Origin of the sequence: cyanobacterium endosymbiont of Epithemia turgida isolate EtSB Lake Yunoko, assembly GCF_000829235.1 — a bacterium.
In the GTDB taxonomy this organism is placed as follows: domain Bacteria; phylum Cyanobacteriota; class Cyanobacteriia; order Cyanobacteriales; family Microcystaceae; genus Rippkaea.
The window spans coordinates 2,494,127-2,518,239 of record NZ_AP012549.1; the positions used below are offsets into that span (position 1 = coordinate 2,494,127).

General features: G+C 34.6%; 14 protein-coding genes and 2 tRNA genes. 10 read left to right on the forward strand and 6 right to left on the reverse strand.

Features of this window, described 5'->3' with window-relative positions:
- Window positions 1-249 precede the first annotated feature (249 nt).
- Together ETSB_RS07815 and ETSB_RS10385 are read left to right on the forward strand one after the other, a co-directional pair.
- Window positions 250-321, forward strand: a tRNA-Thr gene (locus tag ETSB_RS07815).
- Window positions 322-1,494: 1,173 nt separating this feature from the next.
- Window positions 1,495-1,836: a WecB/TagA/CpsF family glycosyltransferase gene (locus ETSB_RS10385; protein WP_232509927.1), complete on the forward strand. Its 342-nt coding sequence runs from the start codon at window positions 1,495-1,497 to the stop codon at window positions 1,834-1,836.
- 183 nt (window positions 1,837-2,019) lie between these two features.
- On the opposite strand, the gene ETSB_RS07820 is transcribed toward ETSB_RS10385, so the two are convergent.
- Window positions 2,020-3,447, reverse strand: a complete 1,428-nt coding sequence (locus ETSB_RS07820) for an NADP-dependent isocitrate dehydrogenase (RefSeq protein ID WP_044107292.1) — start codon at window positions 3,445-3,447, stop codon at window positions 2,020-2,022.
- A gap of 141 nt (window positions 3,448-3,588) precedes the next feature.
- Here ETSB_RS07820 and ETSB_RS07825 point away from each other — a divergent pair.
- From ETSB_RS07825 to fabF, 4 genes are all read left to right on the forward strand, one after another.
- Window positions 3,589-3,662, forward strand: a tRNA-Val gene (locus ETSB_RS07825).
- A gap of 221 nt (window positions 3,663-3,883) precedes the next feature.
- Window positions 3,884-6,145: a caspase family protein gene (locus ETSB_RS07830; RefSeq protein ID WP_044107293.1), complete on the forward strand. Its 2,262-nt coding sequence runs from the start codon at window positions 3,884-3,886 to the stop codon at window positions 6,143-6,145.
- A 516-nt stretch (window positions 6,146-6,661) separates the two neighbouring features.
- Complete coding sequence (acpP, locus tag ETSB_RS07835; RefSeq protein WP_044107295.1) at window positions 6,662-6,910, forward strand: acyl carrier protein; 249 nt, start codon at window positions 6,662-6,664, stop codon at window positions 6,908-6,910.
- 91 nt (window positions 6,911-7,001) lie between these two features.
- Entirely contained in the window at window positions 7,002-8,252 is a 1,251-nt protein-coding gene (gene fabF, locus ETSB_RS07840) for a beta-ketoacyl-ACP synthase II (RefSeq protein ID WP_044107296.1), read from the forward strand.
- Window positions 8,253-10,542: 2,290 nt separating this feature from the next.
- On the opposite strand, the gene ETSB_RS07845 is transcribed toward fabF, so the two are convergent.
- Entirely contained in the window at window positions 10,543-11,904 is a 1,362-nt protein-coding gene (locus ETSB_RS07845) for a nucleoside recognition domain-containing protein (protein WP_044107297.1), read from the reverse strand.
- 609 nt (window positions 11,905-12,513) lie between these two features.
- On the opposite strand from ETSB_RS07845, the gene ETSB_RS10535 reads away from it, so the two are divergent.
- Complete coding sequence (locus ETSB_RS10535; RefSeq protein WP_269763990.1) at window positions 12,514-12,636, forward strand: hypothetical protein; 123 nt, start codon at window positions 12,514-12,516, stop codon at window positions 12,634-12,636.
- Window positions 12,637-13,480: 844 nt separating this feature from the next.
- Here ETSB_RS10535 and ETSB_RS07850 read toward each other — a convergent pair.
- The 4 genes from ETSB_RS07850 to sufB all read right to left on the reverse strand — a co-directional run bounded on the left by ETSB_RS07850 (window position 13,481) and on the right by sufB (window position 18,549).
- Window positions 13,481-14,740, reverse strand: a complete 1,260-nt coding sequence (locus ETSB_RS07850; protein ID WP_044107298.1) for a SufS family cysteine desulfurase — start codon at window positions 14,738-14,740, stop codon at window positions 13,481-13,483.
- 87 nt (window positions 14,741-14,827) lie between these two features.
- Complete coding sequence (sufD, locus tag ETSB_RS07855; RefSeq protein WP_044107299.1) at window positions 14,828-16,195, reverse strand: Fe-S cluster assembly protein SufD; 1,368 nt, start codon at window positions 16,193-16,195, stop codon at window positions 14,828-14,830.
- Window positions 16,196-16,259: 64 nt separating this feature from the next.
- Window positions 16,260-17,030, reverse strand: a complete 771-nt coding sequence (sufC, locus tag ETSB_RS07860; RefSeq protein ID WP_044107302.1) for a Fe-S cluster assembly ATPase SufC — start codon at window positions 17,028-17,030, stop codon at window positions 16,260-16,262.
- Window positions 17,031-17,106: 76 nt separating this feature from the next.
- Window positions 17,107-18,549, reverse strand: a complete 1,443-nt coding sequence (sufB, locus tag ETSB_RS07865) for a Fe-S cluster assembly protein SufB (RefSeq protein ID WP_044107692.1) — start codon at window positions 18,547-18,549, stop codon at window positions 17,107-17,109.
- A gap of 410 nt (window positions 18,550-18,959) precedes the next feature.
- On the opposite strand from sufB, the gene sufR reads away from it, so the two are divergent.
- The 3 genes from sufR to ETSB_RS07880 all read left to right on the forward strand — a co-directional run bounded on the left by sufR (window position 18,960) and on the right by ETSB_RS07880 (window position 23,842).
- Window positions 18,960-19,616 (forward strand): iron-sulfur cluster biosynthesis transcriptional regulator SufR, encoded by a 657-nt coding sequence (gene sufR / locus ETSB_RS07870; protein WP_044107303.1) that lies wholly within the window; start codon window positions 18,960-18,962, stop codon window positions 19,614-19,616.
- A 358-nt stretch (window positions 19,617-19,974) separates the two neighbouring features.
- On the forward strand, window positions 19,975-20,172 hold the full coding sequence (locus ETSB_RS07875) for a heavy-metal-associated domain-containing protein (RefSeq protein WP_044107304.1): 198 nt from the start codon (window positions 19,975-19,977) through the stop codon (window positions 20,170-20,172).
- 2,614 nt (window positions 20,173-22,786) lie between these two features.
- Complete coding sequence (locus ETSB_RS07880; protein WP_044107306.1) at window positions 22,787-23,842, forward strand: D-alanine--D-alanine ligase family protein; 1,056 nt, start codon at window positions 22,787-22,789, stop codon at window positions 23,840-23,842.
- Window positions 23,843-24,113: the final 271 nt, after the last annotated feature.

The window sequence follows — 24,113 nt, forward strand, 5'->3', positions numbered from 1 at the left end:
GCTAGACGTGATCAAAGTACTAAAATTAAAATCAACTAAACCCCTATGCACTAAAGGCAATGTAAAAAAACTGTCTCAAACTTTTATAAGCAACCTGGGCCTTTGTTTGAAGTCTGGTATATTTTTCAGGGTCTTGTTGAGATAGAAGGGGAGGTAGATTTTGATTAAAAGATCTAGGCATTAGAGGACTATAGTGAGAGTTATTGCTATTTGGTCCCATCATTTGCGATATACTGAGTAGTTGGCAGTGCCGATGTAGCTCAGTGGTAGAGCATTCGATTCGTAATCGAACGGTCGGCGGTTCAAGTCCGCTCATCGGCTTTAAGAGAGAATAAAGACTTTATTAGTTTGTTACCATGAAATTGAGAACCAAGTGACTCTCTCAATAGAGTATATCTTTTAAAAAAAAATAGAGAGATAAATTCAGGTCGTAGAAGTAAAAATCAGTAAATAAACAATCTTTCAGTCAGCAGCTAAGTAAGAATCATAGGCAAAGTTTTCATCATGGAAAGTTAGTTGATTTCTTTGGGATGGAGTCCTCTCGCTCACAGCATCTCCAATCCAAAATTTTTGTCAAATTTTTTGGGAAGAGATAATGGTCAAGCAAAACTTTCTACAATGAGCTCTATAAGACAATCCCAAGGCTAGTTAAAATTATAAAATATTAATTTGAAAACATAGAGAAACTTCAGTATGTTGTAATTTAAAAACTTAGCTTCAATAAAAGACTATCTAGTTAAGATTATATTCATGTGTAGTTATTAGAAAAAAAAGACAACATTAATTGAATATAAAAGAGCTAAATTGAGTATTTTTCATGCATTGAAGATATGGAATAGATAGTCTCTATAAGAGGTCTGATACTCATTAGTTCTCTGAAATAAAGAATTACTGACACCCTTGTGTCGCTAATATTAGTATCTTTTTCTTAGTCTTCAGTTATTTAGTAGGTTCTCTATTTATGCCAAACATAACTTTTGGTTTATAACGATGTTTAGAATGGCAGAAATATACTTTATTACTCTGACAAACTACAGATTTTAATTACTTTTTAAAAGTATAGATAAATTAAGTTATATAAAACTCCAAAACTGATTTATATTTTTAAATCCCAAAATATACAGGGAAAACAAATTTTCTAGTTTAAAATGGATACAATAAACATAATATTCTTAATATTGCTATTCATAATTTTTTTATGTCGGAATTATTATAAAAGCTTGATAGCTTGGGAAGGTTTATTTTTACACCTAATGTAGATCATTCAATAAAATTATGCACTGCTCCTGAACTACAAGAGGCTTATCGACAGTCTAACTACTAAGTGTGCGACAGCACAATTGTTCAACACGCCTCTAAATTTTTTGGAACTCCTCTTATAGAAAAATTTTCTGGCTTGGACTTATTTCCTGCTTTTGATAAAAAATAGAAATAATTCAAGTATATAGAAATAATTCAAGTATTAAGATATATTTACTAGGGTCTAGAAAAGATATTGCCCAACAAGCTCAAAATAAAATCAATCAAAAACTGAGGCGTGAAATTATTGTTGATTGTTATTCTCCTGTTTTTGAGAAAGATGATAAGGAATACGAGAATATCCTAGAAAAAATTCGCACCTCAGTAGCAACAGTTCTAGTTGTCGTTTTAGGGGCTCTTACACAGGAAAAGTGGATTAGCAAATACAAAAAACAACTATCCAATGTTATAATTTTTCTAGCAATTGCAGCAACTATTGATTTTAAAATAGTTTATGAACTCCGTTCACCAAAATGGATTAGTGAGGTGCTACTAGTATTAGTATACCGTCTTCTTTCTGAACCTAGACGTTTTTAAAAGTGGTATTTAGTTGAATCTATTCCTTTCTTTTGATTAATTTTTAAATAAACACTACGATCTATTAAGAAAACTTCTTTCTGTGAGATTTGTAGAAGTGTTTTATCCTGAACTTTCAAGTCTCGAAATACTAGCTTATTAGATTAATAATAAGGGTTGGCATTGCCAACCCTTATTATTAATCTAATCCACAAAATGATCAATAATTGCCTGAGCAAACTCTGAACATTTTAAAGGAGAATCAACAGGAGGTTCCATTAACCTGGCTAAATCATAAGTTACTTCGCGGTTAACAATCGCGTTTCCAACGCCTTTTTTAATCAAATCTGCCGCTTCTTGCCATCCCAGGTATTCTAACATCATTACCCCAGATAAAATCACTGAACCAGGATTAATTCTATCTAAACCTGCATGTTTGGGTGCAGTTCCGTGAGTAGCTTCAAAAATAGCACACGTATCCCCAAGATTAGCACCAGGACCCATGCCTAAACCCCCAACCACAGCAGCAGCAGCATCAGAGAGATAGTCCCCGTTTAGGTTCATAGTTGCAAGGATAGAATATTCATCGGGACGGGTTTGAATTTGTTGAAAAATACTGTCAGCAATACGGTCGTTGACCATGATCTTATTATTCCATTTTCTATCCCCGTGACTATCCCAAATTGACTCTAAAACCGATGCAATTTCAGTACATACTTCTTTTTTCTTTTCAGAGGGCAAAGAATCGTAACCAGGTTCGACTTTACGCGCATTATCTTCAATACTAATACTAGGATGACCTTCTTTATTGCTTAAAATCCAAGATTCTCGTTCTGTAACGCAGACATTGCGAAATTCTGTCGTAGCTAGTTCATAACCCCAGTCACGAAAAGCCCCTTCGGTATACTTCATTATATTTCCTTTATGGACTAAGGTAACCATTTGTTTGGTTTTAGGTAGACATAATGCGTGCTCCACGGCACGGCGAACTAGTCGTTGAGAACCTGTTTTACTAATGGGTTTAATCCCAATTCCCGCGTCAGGGGGAATACGTTTTTTCCTATGTTCAGGAGTTAGAGGAATTAATTCATCATTGAGATATTTAATCAAATTTTGCGCAATTTCTGTGCCCTCACGCCATTCAATTCCTAAATAAATATCTTCGGTATTTTCTCTGTAAACAATAATGTCAAGTTTTTCGGGTGATTTGTGGGGAGAAGGAGTCCCATGATAGTAACGACAGGGACGAACACACGCATAGAGGGTAAAAATTTGCCGTAATGCAACGTTGAGTGAACGAATCCCCCCACCGACGGGAGTAGTTAAGGGTCCTTTAATAGCGATACCATATTCTCTAATAGCTTTAAGAGTATCATCGGGCAAATATTGATAGGTTCCATACAGGTTGCACGCTTCATCTCCTGCATAGACTTTAAACCAGTTCACTTGGCGTTTGTCTCCATACGCAGTGGCAATCGCAGCATCGATTACCCTTTTGGTAGCAGGCCAAATGTCCACACCTATTCCATCGCCTCGAATGAAAGGAATAATTGGATCATCTGGAACAATAGGCTTACCGCCTTCATAAATTATTTTAGAACCAGTGGTTGGGGGTATTAGTTTCTCGTACATAGAATTATTTTATACTTAATGTCATCTTTCAATTACACTCCCTCAATGAATCAATTTCTTCATCTCTTAAGGAAATTTATGTAAGTTAGGGAGAGTAACTATTCTTTTATAAACTTAGTATGTTAGGATAATATCCTGTACGGACGTATAGCTCAGCTGGTTAGAGTACATCGTTGACATCGATGGGGTCACTGGTTCGATTCCAGTTACGTCCATATCTAATGGAAAGAATTTGTATAAAAAAATATTAAATTCCCTGCAGGAATGACATCTTTTGGACAAGATTCAATGGTACTGTGTGAAAAAGCATGTTAAGTTGATATGTACTGTATTGCTCATGCTAGATCATAAATTTGAACTTCTACAAACCGTATATTAGGCTAATAAAGATTTAAACTATTAAGATATAGTCCCACTAACGGCATACTGAAAAACAATGGAATGGGATCGGCGGACTTTTCTAAAGACCTTGCTCACCTGGGGAATTAGTCAAGCAGGGCTTGAATGGTTCTCTAGGCAACCAAAAATTAAACGTTACTATCAAACCTTAGCTACGCCAACCCCCCGTAAACTGGCATTGTTGGTAGGTATTGATGACTATGGTAGTCATTACAAGTTGAAAGGATGTGTTACTGATGTTGAGCGACAAAGAGAATTACTAATTTATCGCTTTGGGTTTGCCCCTAAAGATATCTTAACCTTAACGGAACAACAGGGAACTCGTGAAAGAATAGAACGGGCTTTCACCGAACATCTAATTCAACAGGCCAAAGCAGGTGATGTAGTGCTGTTTCACTTTAGTGGCTATGGCAATTATGTCAAGGAAAATATTCATGATGTTTTCCCTCTCTCGTCGTCAACGCGAAAACGGGGTCTAGTTCCCAAAGATGGAATTTTATTAACTAAAGACACTCCTACAACCAACGATTTTCTTGAAGAAACGCTCCTACTGTTAGGTCAATCTTTAGCCACTGATAAACTAACCATGGTCTTGGATACCAGTCATCAGTATTTAGGGAGAGAACTCGAAGGAAATCTACAAGGACGTTCCTTTCCATATGAGGCTCAACAACCTAGTCCAGAAGAAATGACCTTTCAAACTCAATTAAAAGAAACGCTCAAAGCTAAAAATGTCCAAGCTAAACCGTCACAAATAGTTGGCACTCTGCTAAGGGCTGCTCAACACCAGCAAGTAGCCACTGAAATCATGGGTAATGGCTTTAGTACCGGTTTATTCACCTATCTCTTAACCCAATATCTCTGGCAAGCAACCCCCACTAGTAAAACTATAGTTTTACTAGAAAATTCCAGTGAACATATGTTTTCCATCAGGGGACAACAACAACAACCTCAACTCCAAGCGAACCAAAAACAGCCTCTTTTTACCTACTATCTACTTCCAGTTACCCCCCAAGGAGCTGAGGGGGTAATTATACAAGTAGAAGAAAAAACTACCGCCACCATCAAACTAACTGGACTGCCTCTATCGGCCATGCAACACTACGAACTTAATTCTTGCTTTAAAGTGGTTGGCTCCCAATCCTTACACCCCATTATTGTCCAATTGTATTTCCGTGACGGACTAACTGGTAAGGTTCGACTGCTCGAGATACCACAAGACCAAACTGACATATCTCCCCTACAAAAGGGACAATTGCTTCAAGAAACCTTGCGTGTGATTCCCAAAACTCTAGGACTTACTGTTGCCCTCGATAAAAACTTAGAGAGAATTGAAAGGGTTGATGCGACGAGTGCTTTTGCTTCAATGAAAATCGTCTCGTCAGTCATTACAGCAGGAGAATCAGGAGCTGATTGCGTCTTAGGACGACAACAAAAGACATTAATTCTTGATGAGAGAGATTCATCTAAATTAGAAACAGAAGGAGGCTATGGACTCTTTTTACAAGGGGGTATCCCCGTTCCTAATACCTTCGGTCAATCAGGAGAAGCCATTAAATCGGCTGTCGAAAGGCTTCAACCCGCCTTGAAAAAACTCTTGGCTATCAAATGGTGGCGGCTTACTATTAATGAAGGTTCTTCGGGATTGGGGCTAGGGGTAACCCTCAAAAATCTTGATCAAGATCCTTCCCTAATGCTACGACGACAAACTCTACGCAAACTATCGTCGTTGAAAACATCTTTACCCCTAACTCAGGCTGATTTCTTACCGTCGACAAGTTTTTCTCCCAATTCTCTACAACTCCAGTATTTACCCCAACTACCCCAAGGAAGTCGTTTCCAATGTCAATTGGAAAATCGAGGTGATTGTCATATCTATTACCTAATTTTAGGAGTAGATGCCAGTGGGCAAACCACCGCCTATTTACCTCCTCAACAAAAAAATCAAACTCAACAGACAGCCCACTTATCCCCAGGAGAAAGCCGACTTGTTCCATTCTCTTCTCGAGGACTTGACTGGACATTAGCTAGTAGTCAGGGATGGGGACAAATGATGATTGTCGGTTCTAAATTCCCTTTTATAAAAACTTTAGAAACCCTAGCAGAGTTTCCAGGATTTAAACTTGACCAGGGGCAAATATTTACTCTAGAGGAGCCACTCAAGATCACACAATCACTCTTAGGAGACTTAAATACTTCTAGAGCTTTTTCAACTGAATTAGCTGCAACACTCACCGATAGCTATGCTCTTGATAGCAGTACTTGGAGCACTTTAAGTATTGTTTATCAAGTTATTTAGGAAATGACTTAAATTTCAGATAAAATAGTTAATTAAACTTACAACAATCTAGGAATCGCTATTGATTTTATGCCCGATTACCATTAATTGATTAACTTTTTCAAAGTTTTAAAACGGCAAACAATACTCACTTTCCTAGGTATCGAAATGATGAGGTAAGAGAGATTATAATTTATATTTTAAATTTACTGAGAAATAAATATTTTTGAAACAATAAATATTAGGAAGAATTAATGCTGACAATATATTTAATTTTATCTATCTTTAAAAGAGTAGTCATAGAAAAAAAATTATTTTTTTCCATTCTCAGCTTATTGTTTAGAACAGGCGGTTCACATTGAAGACTGAGAGAAATAGCTATTCCCCGACTGACCATTTACCGATAATATAGAAAATGCTCACTCCAATTAATTAATGTTAATTAGTGACACAGACCTTAGGAAATGTATTATCCGCCTCATTTCCTCCCCATGACGACACCCTCGGAAGGGGTACCTAGCGGTAAATTAAGGATTCATGAACCAAGAAATCTTTGAAAAAGTTAAAAGTATCGTTATTGAACAACTTGAAGTTGATCCAGCAACGGTAACACCAGAATCAAGTTTTGCTAATGACTTAGGAGCAGATTCCCTAGATACTGTTGAGCTGGTTATGGCATTAGAAGAAGCATTTGATATTGAAATTCCTGACGAAGTAGCCGAGCAAATTGACACAGTGAGCAAAGCTGTCGAACACATCAGCAAAAAAATTGCAGCAACCACTTAACCTCACTTGTTGGGAGAGATTGCTGTCTCCATCCCTTACTCTCCCTATAATATACGGGGCAGAGTTAGCCTAATATCTTTAAGCGAAGATCATGACCAATTCAGAATTAAAGCGCGTTGTCGTAACAGGACTAGGTGCAATAACCCCCATTGGCAATAACCTGATGGAATATTGGGACGGATTAGTTAGTGGCCGCAATGGGATTGGTTTAATTACTCATTTCGATGCCGCCCAGCATACCTGCCGTTTTGCCGGAGAAGTCAAGGGATTTGACCCCCACGATTACTTAGACCGGAAAGAAGCTAAACGGATGGACCGTTTTGCACAATTTGGGGTAGCAGCGAGTTTACAAACCTTAGCTGATTCTCAGTTAGTGATTAATCAGCTTAACGCAGACCAAGTAGGAGTCATGATTGGGACGGGAATTGGCGGTCTAAAGGTACTCGAGGATCAACAAAAAATCTACCTTGACCGTGGCCCCAGTCGTTGTAGTCCCTTCATGATTCCCATGATGATTGCCAATATGGCTGCTGGATTAACAGCAATCCATACAGGAGCTAAAGGACCAAATAGCTGTACTGTAACTGCTTGTGCTGCTGGTTCCAATGCTGTGGGAGACGCTTTTCGCCTAGTGCAACGAGGTTATGCCAAAGCGATGATTTGTGGGGGGACCGAAGCTGCTATTACGCCTTTGGGAATAGGCGGATTTGCGGCAGCTCGAGCTTTGTCAACTCGCAATGATTCTCCAGCAATGGCCTGTCGTCCTTTTGATCGTGATCGCGATGGCTTTGTGATGGGTGAAGGGGTGGGAATCCTAATCCTTGAAGAACTCGAACACGCTCTTGATCGTGAGGCTAAAATCTATGCCGAAATCGTCGGCTATGGGATGACTTGTGATGCTTATCATATGACATCTCCCGTTCCTGATGGTTGCGGCGCAACACGAGCTATGGAACTGGCGTTAGCCGATGCGGGACTGATTCCAGAACAAGTAAGTTACATTAATGCTCACGGAACCAGTACTGTAGCTAATGATGTCACGGAAACTAAAGCTATTAAAAAAGCTTTAGGAAAACACGCTTACGAAATTCTCATTAGTTCTACAAAGTCGATGACAGGCCATTTATTAGGGGGGTCTGGAGGCATAGAAGCAGTAGCTACTGCCATGGCGATTGCTAACGGAAGAGTTCCTCCTACAATTAATTTAGATAATCTTGATCCTGAGTGTGATCTTAATTATGTACCTCATGAAAGTCGCTATTGTAATATCAAAGTTGCCCTATCTAATTCCTTTGGATTTGGTGGACATAATGTCACTTTAGCTTTTAAGAAATATCAGTAAACAAGAAAGATAAATTATGAATCTCCTTACTGTTAGTAAGGAGATTGTCAATTATCAAGTCGACCAATCAAACTAAAAAATATGACTTTTATAGAATAACTGTGACAAAAGTTTAATAAACAAAAGCTAAAAGTTTTGCTTCCAAATATAAATTAAACCAGACTTAAAATACAGTTGTTATCTTAAATGTTTTAAGTTTAAAGACGAGTTTGACAAGTATCTAAAGTAGTAACTGTAAAAGTCAAAATTAAAATTATTGTTTAAAAATAACAATAGACAAGGCCGATTAACCTTTATTTTCAACTCCCATAGAATTTTTTAGTACAGATTAAGTAGAAGAAATTAGTCAAGTAAAAAAGTCATAAATTTTTTTGTGGCTAGATGCTTAGTAAAGTGTTTAGGGTTTTTTCATAAAATCCAGCTAAACTAGACTGAGAGTGATGAAACTAACGATACACTACTAATTCCATCAGAGTTTTTACTCTGATCACAATGCTTAGTAAAAGTATCAATCCTTTAATTTACTTCTAGTATTAAAAATAAATTAGTAGAGCAGGTAAATCAATCTTTTAGGGAAATCCTCTCCAAAAACTAAATTATGATTTACAAACATTCCCAGTTTGTAATTAAGGTCAAAACAAAAAATTGTCAATCAGAAGACTCGACACTGCTGATCTCACAGCCTTTATAGACTTTTTTCTAGTTAATTCTTTTCTCCATTGAGAATTTAGGATATTCAGTTAAACGTCAAACGATAATTCTTCAAAACTTATTGAAGCTTGTCTGCAAATAACTGCTCATTTTTCTCAGTATTTCTACGTAAAAATAAAGCTTTTTCTCAAAAGTTAAACATCTTTTTAAGTCTTTAATCTAACAAAATACCAAGACATCCTATCTAGTAAATATTGATTTTTCTTCTCATTTAATGACTTTTTCTTGATTTTAGGTCAATATTTGGCGTTTATTAATATATTTTTAAAATTATTACTAATTTATAGTAGTTCTGATTTGCTTGATCTTTTTCGACTATTTTAATTATTTTTGTTAGATAATTCTTACCCAATTAGCTAACAATTTTGGACGCAATTGGAATATGGCTCAGGAAAAACAACAGATTTATTTATCTCTGTAACTTTTAACTTCATTCTTTGAAGTTAACATTTTTTAATTCTTCAAATATAGGAATTCTTTATAATTTAAAATTTTTGTCTACTTTTTCCACGTTGGTAGATGATCTAATTCATACCCTCCATTTCCAGCTGGCTACTAATAAGTATATTTTTAACAGGTCTAAATATAGCTGATATTTAGACCCTTGATCCTTAATAAGGGTGTTTATCTTCACTATACCTAAATTCGTAGATTTTTTTAAAGTCTTCTAGGATGTGATGACATGTTGAGAAACCGCTGATGTCACTTCTCGCTTGGGTGAACAATTGATAGGCTTTAAAAAATGTTCTAACAATGACGTATCTATCTGAGGAATGGTCCCTATATATATCAATAATTCGGAAATAATCTCCACAAAGGTCATCTTTTACTTTTTTATCTCCTATTTTCTATCCTGTTCTTCTTTCTAGGCTTCTTTAAAGCTCTTATACTCATTTTTTAGGGGATAAATTCTACGGTTAGTTTCACTCACAACATAAGTCAATAAAGATATCGTTAGTTCCCCCTAACTTAATCCTTTACGATTGCCATGGGTTTATCAGAGATGATTGTTTATTATTAATACAACTTTGATTTATTTCGAGCCATCAATAATTGAGAGAAGATTATCTATTCATTCTAACTGTATCTAAGACACATTTTTAAAACTGATTATTGTCCAACATTTGAGTAGACAACGACCCCAACCTTTCTATCCCACTCTACCTTTTTAATACTAAGCGAGGGGTTAATTAAATAATTGAATAGTTGTTGATCATTATCGAATTTTTTATTCTTTTTTAAAAATTATTCAAAAAATATAACACTTTTTTTCTAAGTTTTCTCCCCTTCACTTCTCAGAAAATCCTCAAATCTTTCTCTTCTTTGAAGAATACAGAGAAATTACTCTCCGATTTAGATAGGAATATAGATTCAACACAATCTGCAATTTCTTTAACTTTTTATTCTTTTGTATTTAAATGCAAAACTCCTGATCTTGTTCTCGTTCTGAAGAGAATTTCAACAGAAGCAGAGTTAGAAGGGCAGGTTGGCATTTAGCGATCACTTTTTTTCAACTCCTTTGCCATTTTACACTTATCTAAACTAACCTACCTATTTAGTTAAGAAAGAGCCCAAAATACTAACTTGACCAAAAAATTCGAGCAAATAAACAAGCAGATAAAATTCCTGAAGTATCTGCTAACAAAGCAGCTACTAATCCATGGCGAATATTCGTAATCCCAATTGCTCCAAAATAAACCGCTAACACATAAAAAGTAGTTTCTGTACTACCCATAATAATTGAAGAAACAAAGGCACTGTAGGAATTGGGATCGCGTTCTATCGCCTCAGTCATTAAGGCAAATGCACCATTTCCAGACAAGGGACGTAATAAAGCCATCGGTAATACATCTACTGGAAGACCAATCCAGTTGGTATAGGGACTCAAAACATGAATAACTTTATCCATTGCCCCCGATGCACGAAACATGCCAATGGCTACTAAAATTGTTACTAAAAAGGGGATGATTCGAATGGCAATATCAAACCCTTGTTTAGCTCCTTCAGTGACTGCCTCATAAACTTTAACTCCCCGTCCGATACCATAGACAACAATTAATAAAATTAACGCAGGAAGTAACCAATGAGAGATAAATTCTTGGCGGATAAATTCTCCTAAATTACTGCTATTGGTTGCCCGATAAAGAATAGCTCCTAAAAATGCTCCAAAACATCCCCAGGAAAAAAAGCGAGATAATAAACCAGGGGAATACAAAAGATGCTCAAAATTGGAGTTTCTTTCTGTTTCTATTAGGCTATTTATTTTAATGGATTTCTCTTTTATCTCAGATGTCTGCAGAAAAGGTTGAAAAGACAATTTAGCATAATTTTGATCTCTTTGTCCCAACCAAGCTGAAACCGAGATTCCTAACACTGTCGAAACCGTTGTTGCTAAGAAAGTGGGTATCCAAATAGCAGCAGGAAGGGTACTTCCTGCTGCTGCCCGCACCCCAATGACTCCCAGGGGGAATAGTGCAACACTAGAAGTATTGATCACTAAAAATAGGCACATAGCATTAGTAGCTGTTCCTGGAAGGGGATTGAGCTTATCGAGTTCTGCCATCGCCTTCAGCCCAAACGGGGTAGCGGCATTTCCTAGTCCTAACATATTGGCAGAGATGTTTAACAACATTGCCCCCATCGCGGGATGACTGGGAGGAACATCAGGAAATAACTGAATCATCAAAGGTTTAAGCCATTCTGCTAGGGTTAACATTAATCCTCCAGCTTCTAACACGCGGATTAATCCTAACCACAGTGCCATAATTCCAATTAACCCAACGGCTAATTCAACAGCACTTTTCGCTGAGTCTACACTAGCTTGGGTTATGGCTTCCATCCCGCCTGTATACGCTGCTAAGAGGATAGAAATGGACATTAGGCTGACAAAAACAAGGTCAATTGCGCTGGGCCGTCCAGCCTGAGAACGCAGAAAGGGCATAAACTATTAGAGTAAGAGTTAAGAGTTAACATTCGTGTAAGTCTGTGTCTAAAACATTATCCCCGATTTTAGTTCTGCGTCAAATAATTTGAATCTAAGACTTGAATTATAAATTTTAAAAAATAAGGCTAGTTTTTAAAATTTATACGAAGTCCAAAATATGTTTTAAAACAACTTTAAATTTTAGCCAAGAAGTTACTGCCTAATTACTGATGATCACGGTACAATAGCAGTTACTCTATATCTTAATTTATTTATTCGGTCATTGATAATTAGGGATCAACTCTTCGCTATCAGTGATTACATTGTTTTTCTAACCTCATCAGCCATCTATGGTATCTTTTTTTGTACTAAAGTTGAACCTATAATGGGGTTTACAGGACTTACCAACTTCGGAACAGTGGCATTTATGACCTTGAGATCTTAGACCACAGCTCTCTTAAGTATTAAAGGCTTTCCTATTATTCCTGCTGTCTTAATTGGGGTGATTTTTCAGCAATTCTAGAGTTAGGAATTTTTCTATCGACACTGTCTTTAGGAGAAAACTATTTAGCAATTGTTACTATTGGCACATCTGAATTAATTTGTCTAAATTGCTAATCATGAAGAATGGCTGATGGATTGGATTTTGATGTTAAAACCTATCCCATTGCCTTAGATTTTAAAGCAAATTTATTTACTAATTTTATTTTGCTCATTGTGTTAAAGTTATTAACGATGGCGACAACATAAATAAATATAATAAAAAAGTATTAAACATAAAAAAACTATGAGTTTGATTATCTCGGGAGTTCTAACTATATCATTGATTATTTTAGTTTATATTCCTAAGACTGTTGCTATTTCCAACTAGACGTACAAAGCTGGATTGATGGTGTTAACTTTATTGACATTAGCCATTGTTTATACAGGATTTTTTAGTTCATCCCCCTTGGGTACGCATTTTAAAAACAATTAGAGAGGATGAAAACATTGCCTAAACGTTAGGAAAGAATATCTTATTGTATAAATTGGAATCATTCATGTTAAAGAAGTGATTTTAAGGATTTTTCTTTGCTTAGCAATTAGCCACTATTTTTCTAAACAATTCCGAACTATTATTAACTTTTAATACTTGGAATATTGTTGTTTGAGGAGCTACAATTAAGTAACGCAGTAGTAATTTCCGTGTAAACTATTTTGTGTACTTATGATTCTATAACTAGTTTTAGTTTACCTCAATTAACAATGTTTATTCAGAGTCAGGTGGGGACATTTAATGTCATGTTTACTAGCTTAATTTTAATGATATTAATAGTCTTGTAACCTCAAGTAATTTCGGGAAAAAAAGAAGAACTTCTTCTAGAAAAATGATTTCTAGAAGAATAAAGATTGTGGAATTTATAGAATACAGTAAGAAAAAATTAGGAAGTTATTAGCTACTAATTTATCATACTCAGTCTATAAGAGTTGTGAAATATAATTTTCATAAATTTTTTGTACATTTGCAATTATCAATTACTCAAGCGAAAATACTAAAATAGATGAGAAGAGGTGGGACCTTCCCACCCCAAAAAACGCAGACTGTTCTTTATTATCACATTATTTCAGTGAAAAAATCAATTGTTTCTTTTAAAGCTAAAATAAACTTGTCAATTTCCTCAAAGGTATTATAAAAATATAAACTAACTCTGGCACTTCCTGAGGCATTAAATAGGCGATGTAAGGGTTGAGTACAATGGTCTCCTGACCGAATGGAAATTCCTTCATTATCTAATAAAGTTGATAAGTCACTCCCATGAATTCCTTCGACATTAAAAGAAGCTAATGCTGCTCTTCTTTTACCGTCTAAATTGGATATAGAGCCATAAATCCGTACCTTAGGAATTTCTGTTAAGTTTTTAAATAAATAGGTAGTCAATTCCTCTTCATAAAGATGGATTTTATCCAATCCAATAGTTGTTAAATAATCTACCGCTGCTCCTAAGGCTATCACTTCACCAACAGCAGGGGTTCCTGCTTCAAATTTGTGGGGTAGTTTTCCATAGGTAAATCTCTCAAGAAATACCTCTCCTATCATTTCTCCTCCACCAAGAAAGGGAGGCATCTCTTCCAAAACTTTTTTCTTACCATAAAGAAACCCAATTCCCGTCGGAGCACACATTTTATGTCCACTAGCCACCAACCAATCACAGCCAATTTGCTGTACATCAATAGATAAATGAGGCACACTTTGACAAGCATCAATTAACACCTTTGCTCCCACTTGATGGGCTGCAGAAGTAATTTCTTTTACTGGGTTAATACAGCCCAACGTATTGGAAACATGGACGATAGCTACTAATTTTGTCTTACGCGATAACAAGGATTGAAAATGATCTAAATCCAATTCTTCTTGCTCAGTTAAAAAGACATATTTGATTACTGCCCCTGTTTTTTTAGCTATTATTTGCCAGGGAACAATATTACTATGGTGTTCCATGACGGAAATAATAATTTCATCTCCCGGTTTTAAGTTGCTTAAACCCCAACTATAAGCGACTAAATTAATAGCTTCTGTAGCATTACGAGTAAAAATAAGCTCTTGAGATGATTGGGAATTAATGAATTTTGCCACCTTGTCCCTCGCCCCTTCATATGCTTCTGTTGCCCGCACACTTAAACTATGCGCTCCTCGATGAACATTGGCGTTATCTTTTTCATAGTAATGACGCAGAGTATCAAGGACAATCAAAGGTTTTTGGGAAGTAGCAGCACTGTCGAGATAAATTAAGGACTTTCCGTTAATTTTTTGATGTAAGATTGGAAAATCAGAACGAACTTTAGCAGCAAGAGTTTTTTCTTTTACAGAAATCATGACAAATTCAAACGTTAGAAGTTAGTTGGAGGCTTGAACATCTTGAAATGTTTCTACTATAAGTTATTAAGGTAATTAATAATTTATTTAGGATGCTAAGGTACGACAGGCGACACATTGAGTGAGTCTTTGACGTAGAGACTTAAGAGGAAGTCGATCCAAGATTTCGGTGGCGAAGGCGTCAATTAAGAGGTTACGGGCGTCATTTTGACTTAACCCACGACTTTGTAAATAAAAAAGTTCATCAGATTTTAATTGACTAATAGTTGCCCCGTGAGAACATTTAACATTGTCTGCAGTAATTTGCAATTCGGGTTTAGTATTAACACGGGCCTTTGAAGACAGCAACAAATTCCGATTTAATTGGGTTGCATTGGTTAATTGTGCTGGTTTTGGAACGAATATTTTACCGTTAAATATACCATGGCCATAATCATCAATGATATATTTGTGTAATTGATGGATTGTTCCATAGGGACAGTTAAGATAGACTGCACTGTGAGTATCCGAAATCTGTAAACTTCCGACCATTGTTAAACTACTCAGGTGAGTTTCAGCTTGCTTTCCTTGTTGAAAAACCTTGAGAGTGTGGCGAGAGAGTTTTGCACCTAGACTAATATCATTACAAATATAACGACTTTCTTTATTTTGGATAATCGCGGTTTTTCCAATGTGAAAGCTATCTCCTAATTCTCGTTGAATTCGACTATGATTAATGTGGGCATTGTCTTCCAGAAATATCTCTGTTACCCCATTCACTAAATAAGGTTTGTTCTCTACAATATCAGAGCATTCTTGGGTAGTAGCCGTATAGTTCTCTACCAAAGTAATATTTGAATTTGTTTCGGCTACAATTAAAACACGAGGTTGAATTAAATTATAAGAATCTGTAGGAACAGATATAAAGAGTAAATTAACAGGAATATCGACAACAATGTTTGGATCGACCCAAATGATGGCAACATCATGAAAATATGCCGTATTTATCAAGGCAAAAAAGTCTTTTTCCCCATTATTTTGGGAAAAATAATGAATAACCTTGGCTTTCTTAGATTCGGGAAGTCCCATTAAATCTCCTACATATACCCCTTCAGGTAAAGCAGATAAATTTGATAATTCAGGGACATACTCTCCATTAACAAAAATAAGCCGACTCTCTTGGGTTTCGGGTAAGATAAAAGAGGAAAAATCATCTAGATTAATGGTATCAGCAGATTTAGCTGGTTTAAACTGAATATTGGACAATTCAGACAAGTCGGTAAATCTCCAATCTTCATCCTGTTTTGTCGGGAAGTTCAATGTCCTTGACTCAGATATTGCATCCTCCCGCAATTTTGATAAAAATTGCAGCTCGCCCACTGCTTCCTGGGGCTGACATTTCTCTGATAATCCCAACAGAATATTCTCCCAAATTTGGTTGATACGTACACTTTTTTTTATGGTCGATGTTGTCATATAATCACTTCCCTTATGAAAGATTCAGATATGGGATAACTTATTAAGTTGTTGAGGGATACTTCTAAGCGTTAGTCAACAGGGTTTCTTCGACAAAGTCATAACCGCTTTCTTCAAGTTCAAGGGCTAAGTCTTTTCCCCCCGTCGTCACAATTCGTCCATTGTGCATTACGTGGATATACTGAGGTTCGATGTAGTTGAGTAACCTTTGGTAGTGGGTAATCAACAAAAAAGCGTTCTCATCAGTGGCTAATTTATTGACACCATTAGCAACAATTCTTAATGCATCGATATCCAGTCCAGAATCAATCTCATCTAAAATACCTAGGGTAGGTTCTAACAAAGCCATCTGTAAAATTTCATTGCGTTTTTTTTCTCCCCCAGAAAACCCTTCGTTTAAACTTCTCTCCAAAAAGCTAGGGTTCATCTTGACAACATCTAACTTTTTTTCTACTAAGTCTTCAAAATCAAAGGTGTCAATTTCCTCTAGCCCTTGATATTTTCGATGGGCATTGTAAGCCACCCTCAGGAAATTTAAATTACTTACCCCTGGAATTTCTAAAGGATACTGAAAAGCCAGAAAAATTCCCATATTCGCCCGTTCAGTTGGACTTTTACCGATAATTTCTTCCCCTTTATAAATTATATTTCCACCAGTTATTTCATAATCAGGATGTCCCGCTAACACTTTTGATAGAGTACTTTTGCCAGACCCATTTCTTCCCATAATCGCATGTATTTCTCCTGCTTTTATTTCTAGGCTAACACCTTTTAGAATAGGATTTCCTTCAACATTAACTGTTAAATTTTGAACTGATAAGATAACTTTACTCATTGATTTTTGTAATAATTAACAACTAGACTTTATGTGTTCTGAACTTGAATTAAGGTGGAGATTGTCTATCCTAAGCTTAGCCGACAGTTTTTTCTAATTTCAGACCTAGAAGTCTATCAGCCTCGGCAGCGAATTCCATCGGCAACTTACTCAAGACATCTTGGCAAAAACCACTCACTAACATAGAGACAGCATCTTCTTCAGAAATCCCTCGTTGAGCAAAGTAGAATAATTGGTCTTGTCCAATTTTAGAGGTTGAAGCTTCATGTTCTATCGTAGAAGTATTGTTATTTGCCTGAATGTAAGGAAAGGTATTAGCTTCAGCATTATCTCCAATTAACATTGAATCACATTGGGAGTAATTTCTTGAGCCTGTAGCTTTTCGTCCCATTTTTACTAATCCACGGTAACTATTTTTAGAACCTCCTGCAGAAATACCCTTAGAAATAATGGTACTACGAGTATTTTTGCCAATATGGAGCATTTTCGTTCCTGTATCTGCCTGCTGTTTATTATTAGTGAGGGCAATGGAATAAAATTCTCCAACCGAATTATCACCCACTAAGAGACAACTTGGATATTTCCAAGTAATAGCAGAACCTGTTTCTACCTGAGTCCAAGAAATCTTAGAATTAACCCCTTTACATAAACCTCGCTTAGTGACGAAGTTATAGATTCCTCCTTGACCATTTTCATTCCCTGCGTACCAATTTTGGACAGTAGAATATTTAATATCAGCATTATCTAAAGCCACTAACTCTACCACAGCTGCATGAAGTTGATTGTTGTCATACATCGGTGCCGTACACCCTTCCAGATAGCTAACAGAAGCTTCTTCTTCAGCTACAATTAATGTCCGCTCAAACTGCCCCGTATCTCCGCTGTTAATCCGAAAATAAGTAGATAGTTCCATAGGGCATTTAACCCCTTTGGGAATAAACACAAAGGACCCATCACTAAAAACTGCTGCATTGAGAGCAGCAAAGAAATTATCATTAGCTGGAACTACTGAGCCGATATATTTTAGAACCAAATCGGGATGTTCTTGTAAAGCTTCTGAAATAGAACAAAAAATAACCCCAGATTCAGCTAATTTTTCTTTAAAAGTTGTTGCTACAGAAACGCTATCAAAAATAGCATCCACTGCTACGTTTCCTAATCGTTTTTGTTCAGATAGAGGAATACCTAACTTCTCAAAAGTTTCAAGTAAAGTCGGGTCAACTTCATCAAGACTGCCTAATTTTTTTTTCTTTTGTTTAGGGGCAGAATAACAAATAATATTCTGATAGTCAATAGGCGGATAAGTGACATGAGACCAAGTTGGTTCTGTCATCTTTTGCCATTGTCTATAAGCTTTTAGGCGAAAAGATAACATAAAGTTCGGTTCTTTTTTTTTCGCAGAAATCAGGCGAATAACATCCTCATTAATACCATGAGGGATCTTCTCGGACTCTATATCGGTAACAAACCCATATTTATAGGGTTGATTGACCAGAAGCTTAACTGATGTATCATTCATAAGTTGTGTGTTCTTCGTTTCCATTTAATTTAATAATTTCTCTTAGTATATCTAAAGAGTTGCCAGCTTCAAGTGTTGATAAACTTACCTCACTTGGAAGCAGATGTTTTAGGTCTCTCAATTCATATCGTCAAAAGCGCGCTTTAATTACATGTGGTCGATAGCAACGAGTTTAGATAGAGAAGTTCTCTCTCAAAAGTCTTTAGGTTCATTAAAACAATTTTTATATTGGTCAACTCTATTCTACAATAGAATAGCAACGTGATTGTTGTCAAAGTCACATTCAAACAAAATTTGAATGTGACTTTGACAACAATCATCAGGAATAAAACCATAATGATTAAGATATTCCTAGTGTTTCTATACCACTGCTTATCTCAGTCACACTTAATAAGCCAGTAACCGCAACGATGACTATTATTGAGCCCTCTTCAACTAAAGAAGATATTCTGAACTATTTGCTTAGATATGGTAAAGCCAAGGCTTTTGAATTAGCCCAAGTTTTGAAAATCACACCTCAAGCAACTCGCCGTCATCTTAAAGACTTGGAAACTGAGGACTTAATTGAACATCAATCTCAACAAGTTGGGTTAGGAAGGCCTCAATATATATATCATCTTAGTAAACAAGGACGTGATCACTTCCCTAATCGCTATGGAGAATTTGCGGTTTCTTTCCTCAAGACTCTCACTGAAACGGTAGGGGAACAAAAGGTAGGAGAAGTTTTACGCAAACAATGGAAACGTAAAGCTCAAGACTATCGCCAGCGCATTGGCAATGGAACCCTTGATGAAAGAATGAATAAATTAGTTAAATTACGGCAAGAAGAAGGTTATATGGCAGAAATACACTTATTTAATCCTAAAAATAGTTCTCAATCCTTAAAAGAAGAGTATATTTTAGCAGAGCATCATTGTGCAATTTCTGAAGTAGCTGAATCTTACCCCACAGTTTGCGGTTACGAACTAGAAATGTTTACCGAAATTTTACCTGATTGTACTGTTGAAAGAACTCACTCGATTAATGAAGGAGAACACAATTGTAAATATTTAATTAAAGCTAACTAATTAATTATTACTTGTCAATTACTATCTACCTTGATATTAAGAAATAATTACAATTATTAACTTAATTTATAACTTTTACAAAATATGTACATGCTCATAAAGTATTGCTTTTATCCTCAAAAAATTAAATAATTTGTAAAAAATATAATTTTCTATTTTTATTATATGGATTGCATTTTCAAAAATTCGTAAAATTAAATTTATCTATTTTATCTATTAAAAGGTATAAAAATCTAGCTTTAAATCATTAATAGCTCTCCAATCTTTAATGATTATAACTCAATCTAAATATTATCGACGATAATATTTAGATTGAGTTATAATCAAGATAATCTCAAATATATGACTCAATTGTGCTATGAATTTTACATTAAAAGTCCCTAGTATTGCCTGTGAAGCTTGCGCCAGTACTATTACTAAAGCAGTTAAAAATGAAAAGCCGGAAACTATCATATCTATTGATGTTTCTACAAAAATTGTTACTGTTAAAACGACAGCTTCTGAAGAAACTATTAGAAAAATTATTGAAGGAATAGGCCATACTGTTGAAGATTAATTTCGGTTCCGTTGCCAAAAGGTTTGAAAGTGACAATTATAATATGCCAATCAAACTTTTTGAAGTGTTAGTTATTTTATTAACTTTTTCATTAGCCTGTTATTTTCGACTATTTATACCAATTTCCTGAAGTTTAGTTGCATATTATCTGTAGAAGTCAATGACCATTGATTCCTACAAGATTAGCATCTTTAGTCCAGGTTGATAAGAATGCAATTAGATGTTCTGCTTGTATTAATCAACTATCCTTATTCAGGATTTTTTTCTTTTTAAATTTTAAAAATAGATCGGATATAAGCCTTATTTTGATATTGGTTAATTACTTTAGATTGCTTATTATGCTCACGGTTAATGAAATTTCTTACAAGGTCTTTTAGCCACTTGTACCGGTTTTCTAGCACTTAGCATGAATTATCAAGTATCTCCTCTACCATAAACGGACTAATATTAAGTACTTATATTCTTACTTAGAGCTTAGTATAAGGTGAGTTCAACTTCCAAAGAGATAGATTTTTCTTGTCCTCAATTATTAAACAAGCAAAGATAAACTCTCGTTGCAGGTTTAAAAGAAATAGCAAAATTAGTTCCTTTTTCATCCTAACTTGCTCATAAAGTATAGTAATTTTTGGGCAAAAATTTGATGTTTTTTGGTAAGTTTGTCTCGATTTCAATAAAAACTTGCTCAGTTCTGGTATGAGTTAAACTTTAGAAAGTAGAAAAGTTAAAGACTTAACGATTTTTTATAATTACAATATGACATCTTGGAATATCAGTTGTTTATTTTTTAAATTAGCATTAAAATCCTTTCCTAAACTTTCTGAACATTCTATTTTTCCAATAAAGCGACGGAAAAATGGTATAAGACTCTCTCAAAATATGAGGTATATACTAGAAAAATATAGTAATTGCTAATCATTTATTGCCGCGACTTGCATAAGTGACTTAAGTGAAGATATTTTCACACTAGCTGTTTCATAGGCTAGGTATTTTTATTAACTAAATGGATTAGAAAATAAGAAACAACGATGATTGCGGTGATGTTAGCTTGATGTCTAGAAAAAATAACTAGATTCTCTCGATATTATCTGATTATTTTTAGGGGAATGTAATTTTTTTTCGAAAGATAGATAAGTTTTATTTATTAATTACTAATAATATAAATCAAATTTATATTATTAGTAGTGCAGTCAATGTTATTTTTAAATTAAATTTTTTTAAACTAAACAGTTTAACTTATATTATAAAGTGCTCAACTAAATTTAATATTAATGAATAATATTCTAAATAGAGCAAGACTGACTATCAGTCATTATTAGATTTTCAATAAAATAAGAAAAGTTTAATTCGGCAATAAATAGACACAATAGCAGCTGATATTTATTGTAGTCTAATTAATAGAAAACTTTATTAAAATAATGAATTAACCATTACAAATATTCCTTAAGCATAAAAAACTGTCTATTCCAAAATAAATTTTTGTCAAATCAGATACAATAAATTTAAGAATATATTTACAGTTTTTAGTATTAAAGTTATTGTAATTAAAAACATAATTGTATCATTATACCATTTTAAGCTGTTGTATTTTTTGGGTTAATTTATTAATTTTTAAAACCCGCTTAAAACTGGATTAATTCGTTTATAATTAACGATACAATAACCTATTTTAACCACGAAAAAGATGAATATAGATAGTTAAAATTTATAGTTGATTGAGATAATAAATTCTTTTGTTTACTTTGTTAAAATTAAAAATTATTTAATTTGAGTCCATGGGTATAAATTGTAATATTTATTTTTTAATTTAATCAAATTTATTTATATTCTATCTATAAAAAAAATAAACTATAAGTGTTTTTAAAATGAAAACACTTAATTAGTGTTAACTAAATACTTTAAATTAAAACTATAATGATGTATTTTAGCAAGTATTGTGTGCAAATCTTATCAAGATTATTTTCTATTATTATGTTTACTTTGATTGAATTGATATTAATCAAAAATATATATTATCCTATAATTTAAATTTATTTTTTAAAAAATATAAATATTTTTTAAAATTTTATGTTTTTTCTATAGAAAATAAAGTACAGAAAAATATACTTAATTGTATTAGTTAACACTTAACATAGTTTTTTATAAATCCTAAGATTATGTTAATCTTAGCTATATTTTACTAATTCAAATATAGGGTTATTGACGTTAATCATAAAAATTTTTTATTAATAAACACTAAAATAGTGACATAAATAAATAAATGAGTTTGAAAAAAATTAGCTAAGATAAATTATTCTAATTACACTAATAAAAGTGTTTATAAAATTACTTATTTTATGGTTTATATTATGTGTGTAAAGTAATTTAAATTATCATCTTATTAGGTATTCATACCATAATCTCCTAATTGTTTAGAATAAATCACCTAGCTCACTTTTTGCTATCAAATAAAAAGGACAGTTAATTTATACAAATAAGTTATAACTCTTAAGAATATAAAAGTAACCGGCTCCCCCTATTTCATCAATTGATGTGCTGGAACTTCCCTAGTATAGAATAGGTCGTCTTTAGTCTAAAAGTATAATTGCTGTTTGTAAAGATTCAAGGAGTATAGTCGATGGTCAAATTACGGGTAGGGTTATTGTTCGGGGGACGATCAGGAGAACATGAAGTTTCTATCAAGTCTGCAAAGGCAATCGCAACTGCCTTAAAGACTGCAGAAAACTACCAAAAATACGAGGTATTTCCTGTATATATTCAAAAAAATGGAGTTTGGCGAGCAGGAAATACCGCACAACAGATACTCGATCAAGAAACTCCCTTACGCTGTAAAGATGCAACCACACAACAATTATGGCAATTTCCACCCCAAGTGAGTGAAGTAGATGTTTGGTTTCCCATTCTTCACGGACCAAATGGCGAAGACGGTACGATACAAGGGTTATTGACCTTAATGCAAACTCCTTTTGTAGGGAGCGGGGTTTTAGGATCATCCGTAGGCATGGATAAGATTGCCATGAAAATGATCTTCGCTCAGGTAGGATTACCCCAAGTTGAATATATTGCGCTAGACCGAGCTGATATCTGGTCTAATCCCTCTGTTTTTCCCAAACTTTGTGACAAAATTGAAAAAGCTATAACTTATCCTTGTTTTGTAAAGCCTGCTAACCTAGGGTCATCTGTAGGAATTGCTAAAGTGCGATCACGTTCAGAACTTAAAGCCGCCTTGGATGATGCAGCAGGTTATGACAGACGCATTGTGGTTGAAACAGGAGTAACAGCTAGAGAAGTTGAATGTGCGGTTTTTGGCAATGAAAACCCCAAAGCGTCGGTGATTGGGGAAATTACTTATAATAGTGATTTTTACGATTATGAGGCGAAATATACAGGTGGTAAGGCGCAATTATGTATTCCTGCTCAACTTCCTGACTCCATTACTATTCAAATTCAAGAAATGGCTGTGCTTGCGTTTGCTGCAGTAGATGGGGCAGGATTAGCTCGGGTAGACTTTTTTTATATAGAAGATAGCCAAGAAGTGTTTGTCAATGAAATTAACACCCTTCCAGGGTTTACTATTTTTAGTATGTATCCCCAACTGTGGAAAGCAACTGGAGTTTCTTTCCCTGAATTAGTCGATCAATTAATTCAATTAGCATTAGGAAAAAATAATTGAGAGACTACTTATCAAAAAACATCAAGTAAGATACATTAGACAAACTCTTGTTATGACGAGATAAAGTAGACTGTAACTTTTATTATACTGTAATGTAGTACACATAAAATTTTAGTGCATTGTGATGGACTAATAAGTCCCACAGCTATCTTAAGATTTACTTTATAAACAGTCTCTGATACTTTCACTTAAGAGGCAATTAGAAGAAAAAATTTATAACATTGACTATTATTGAATTAACTTTCGATGAATATCCTAGATAATATTTTGA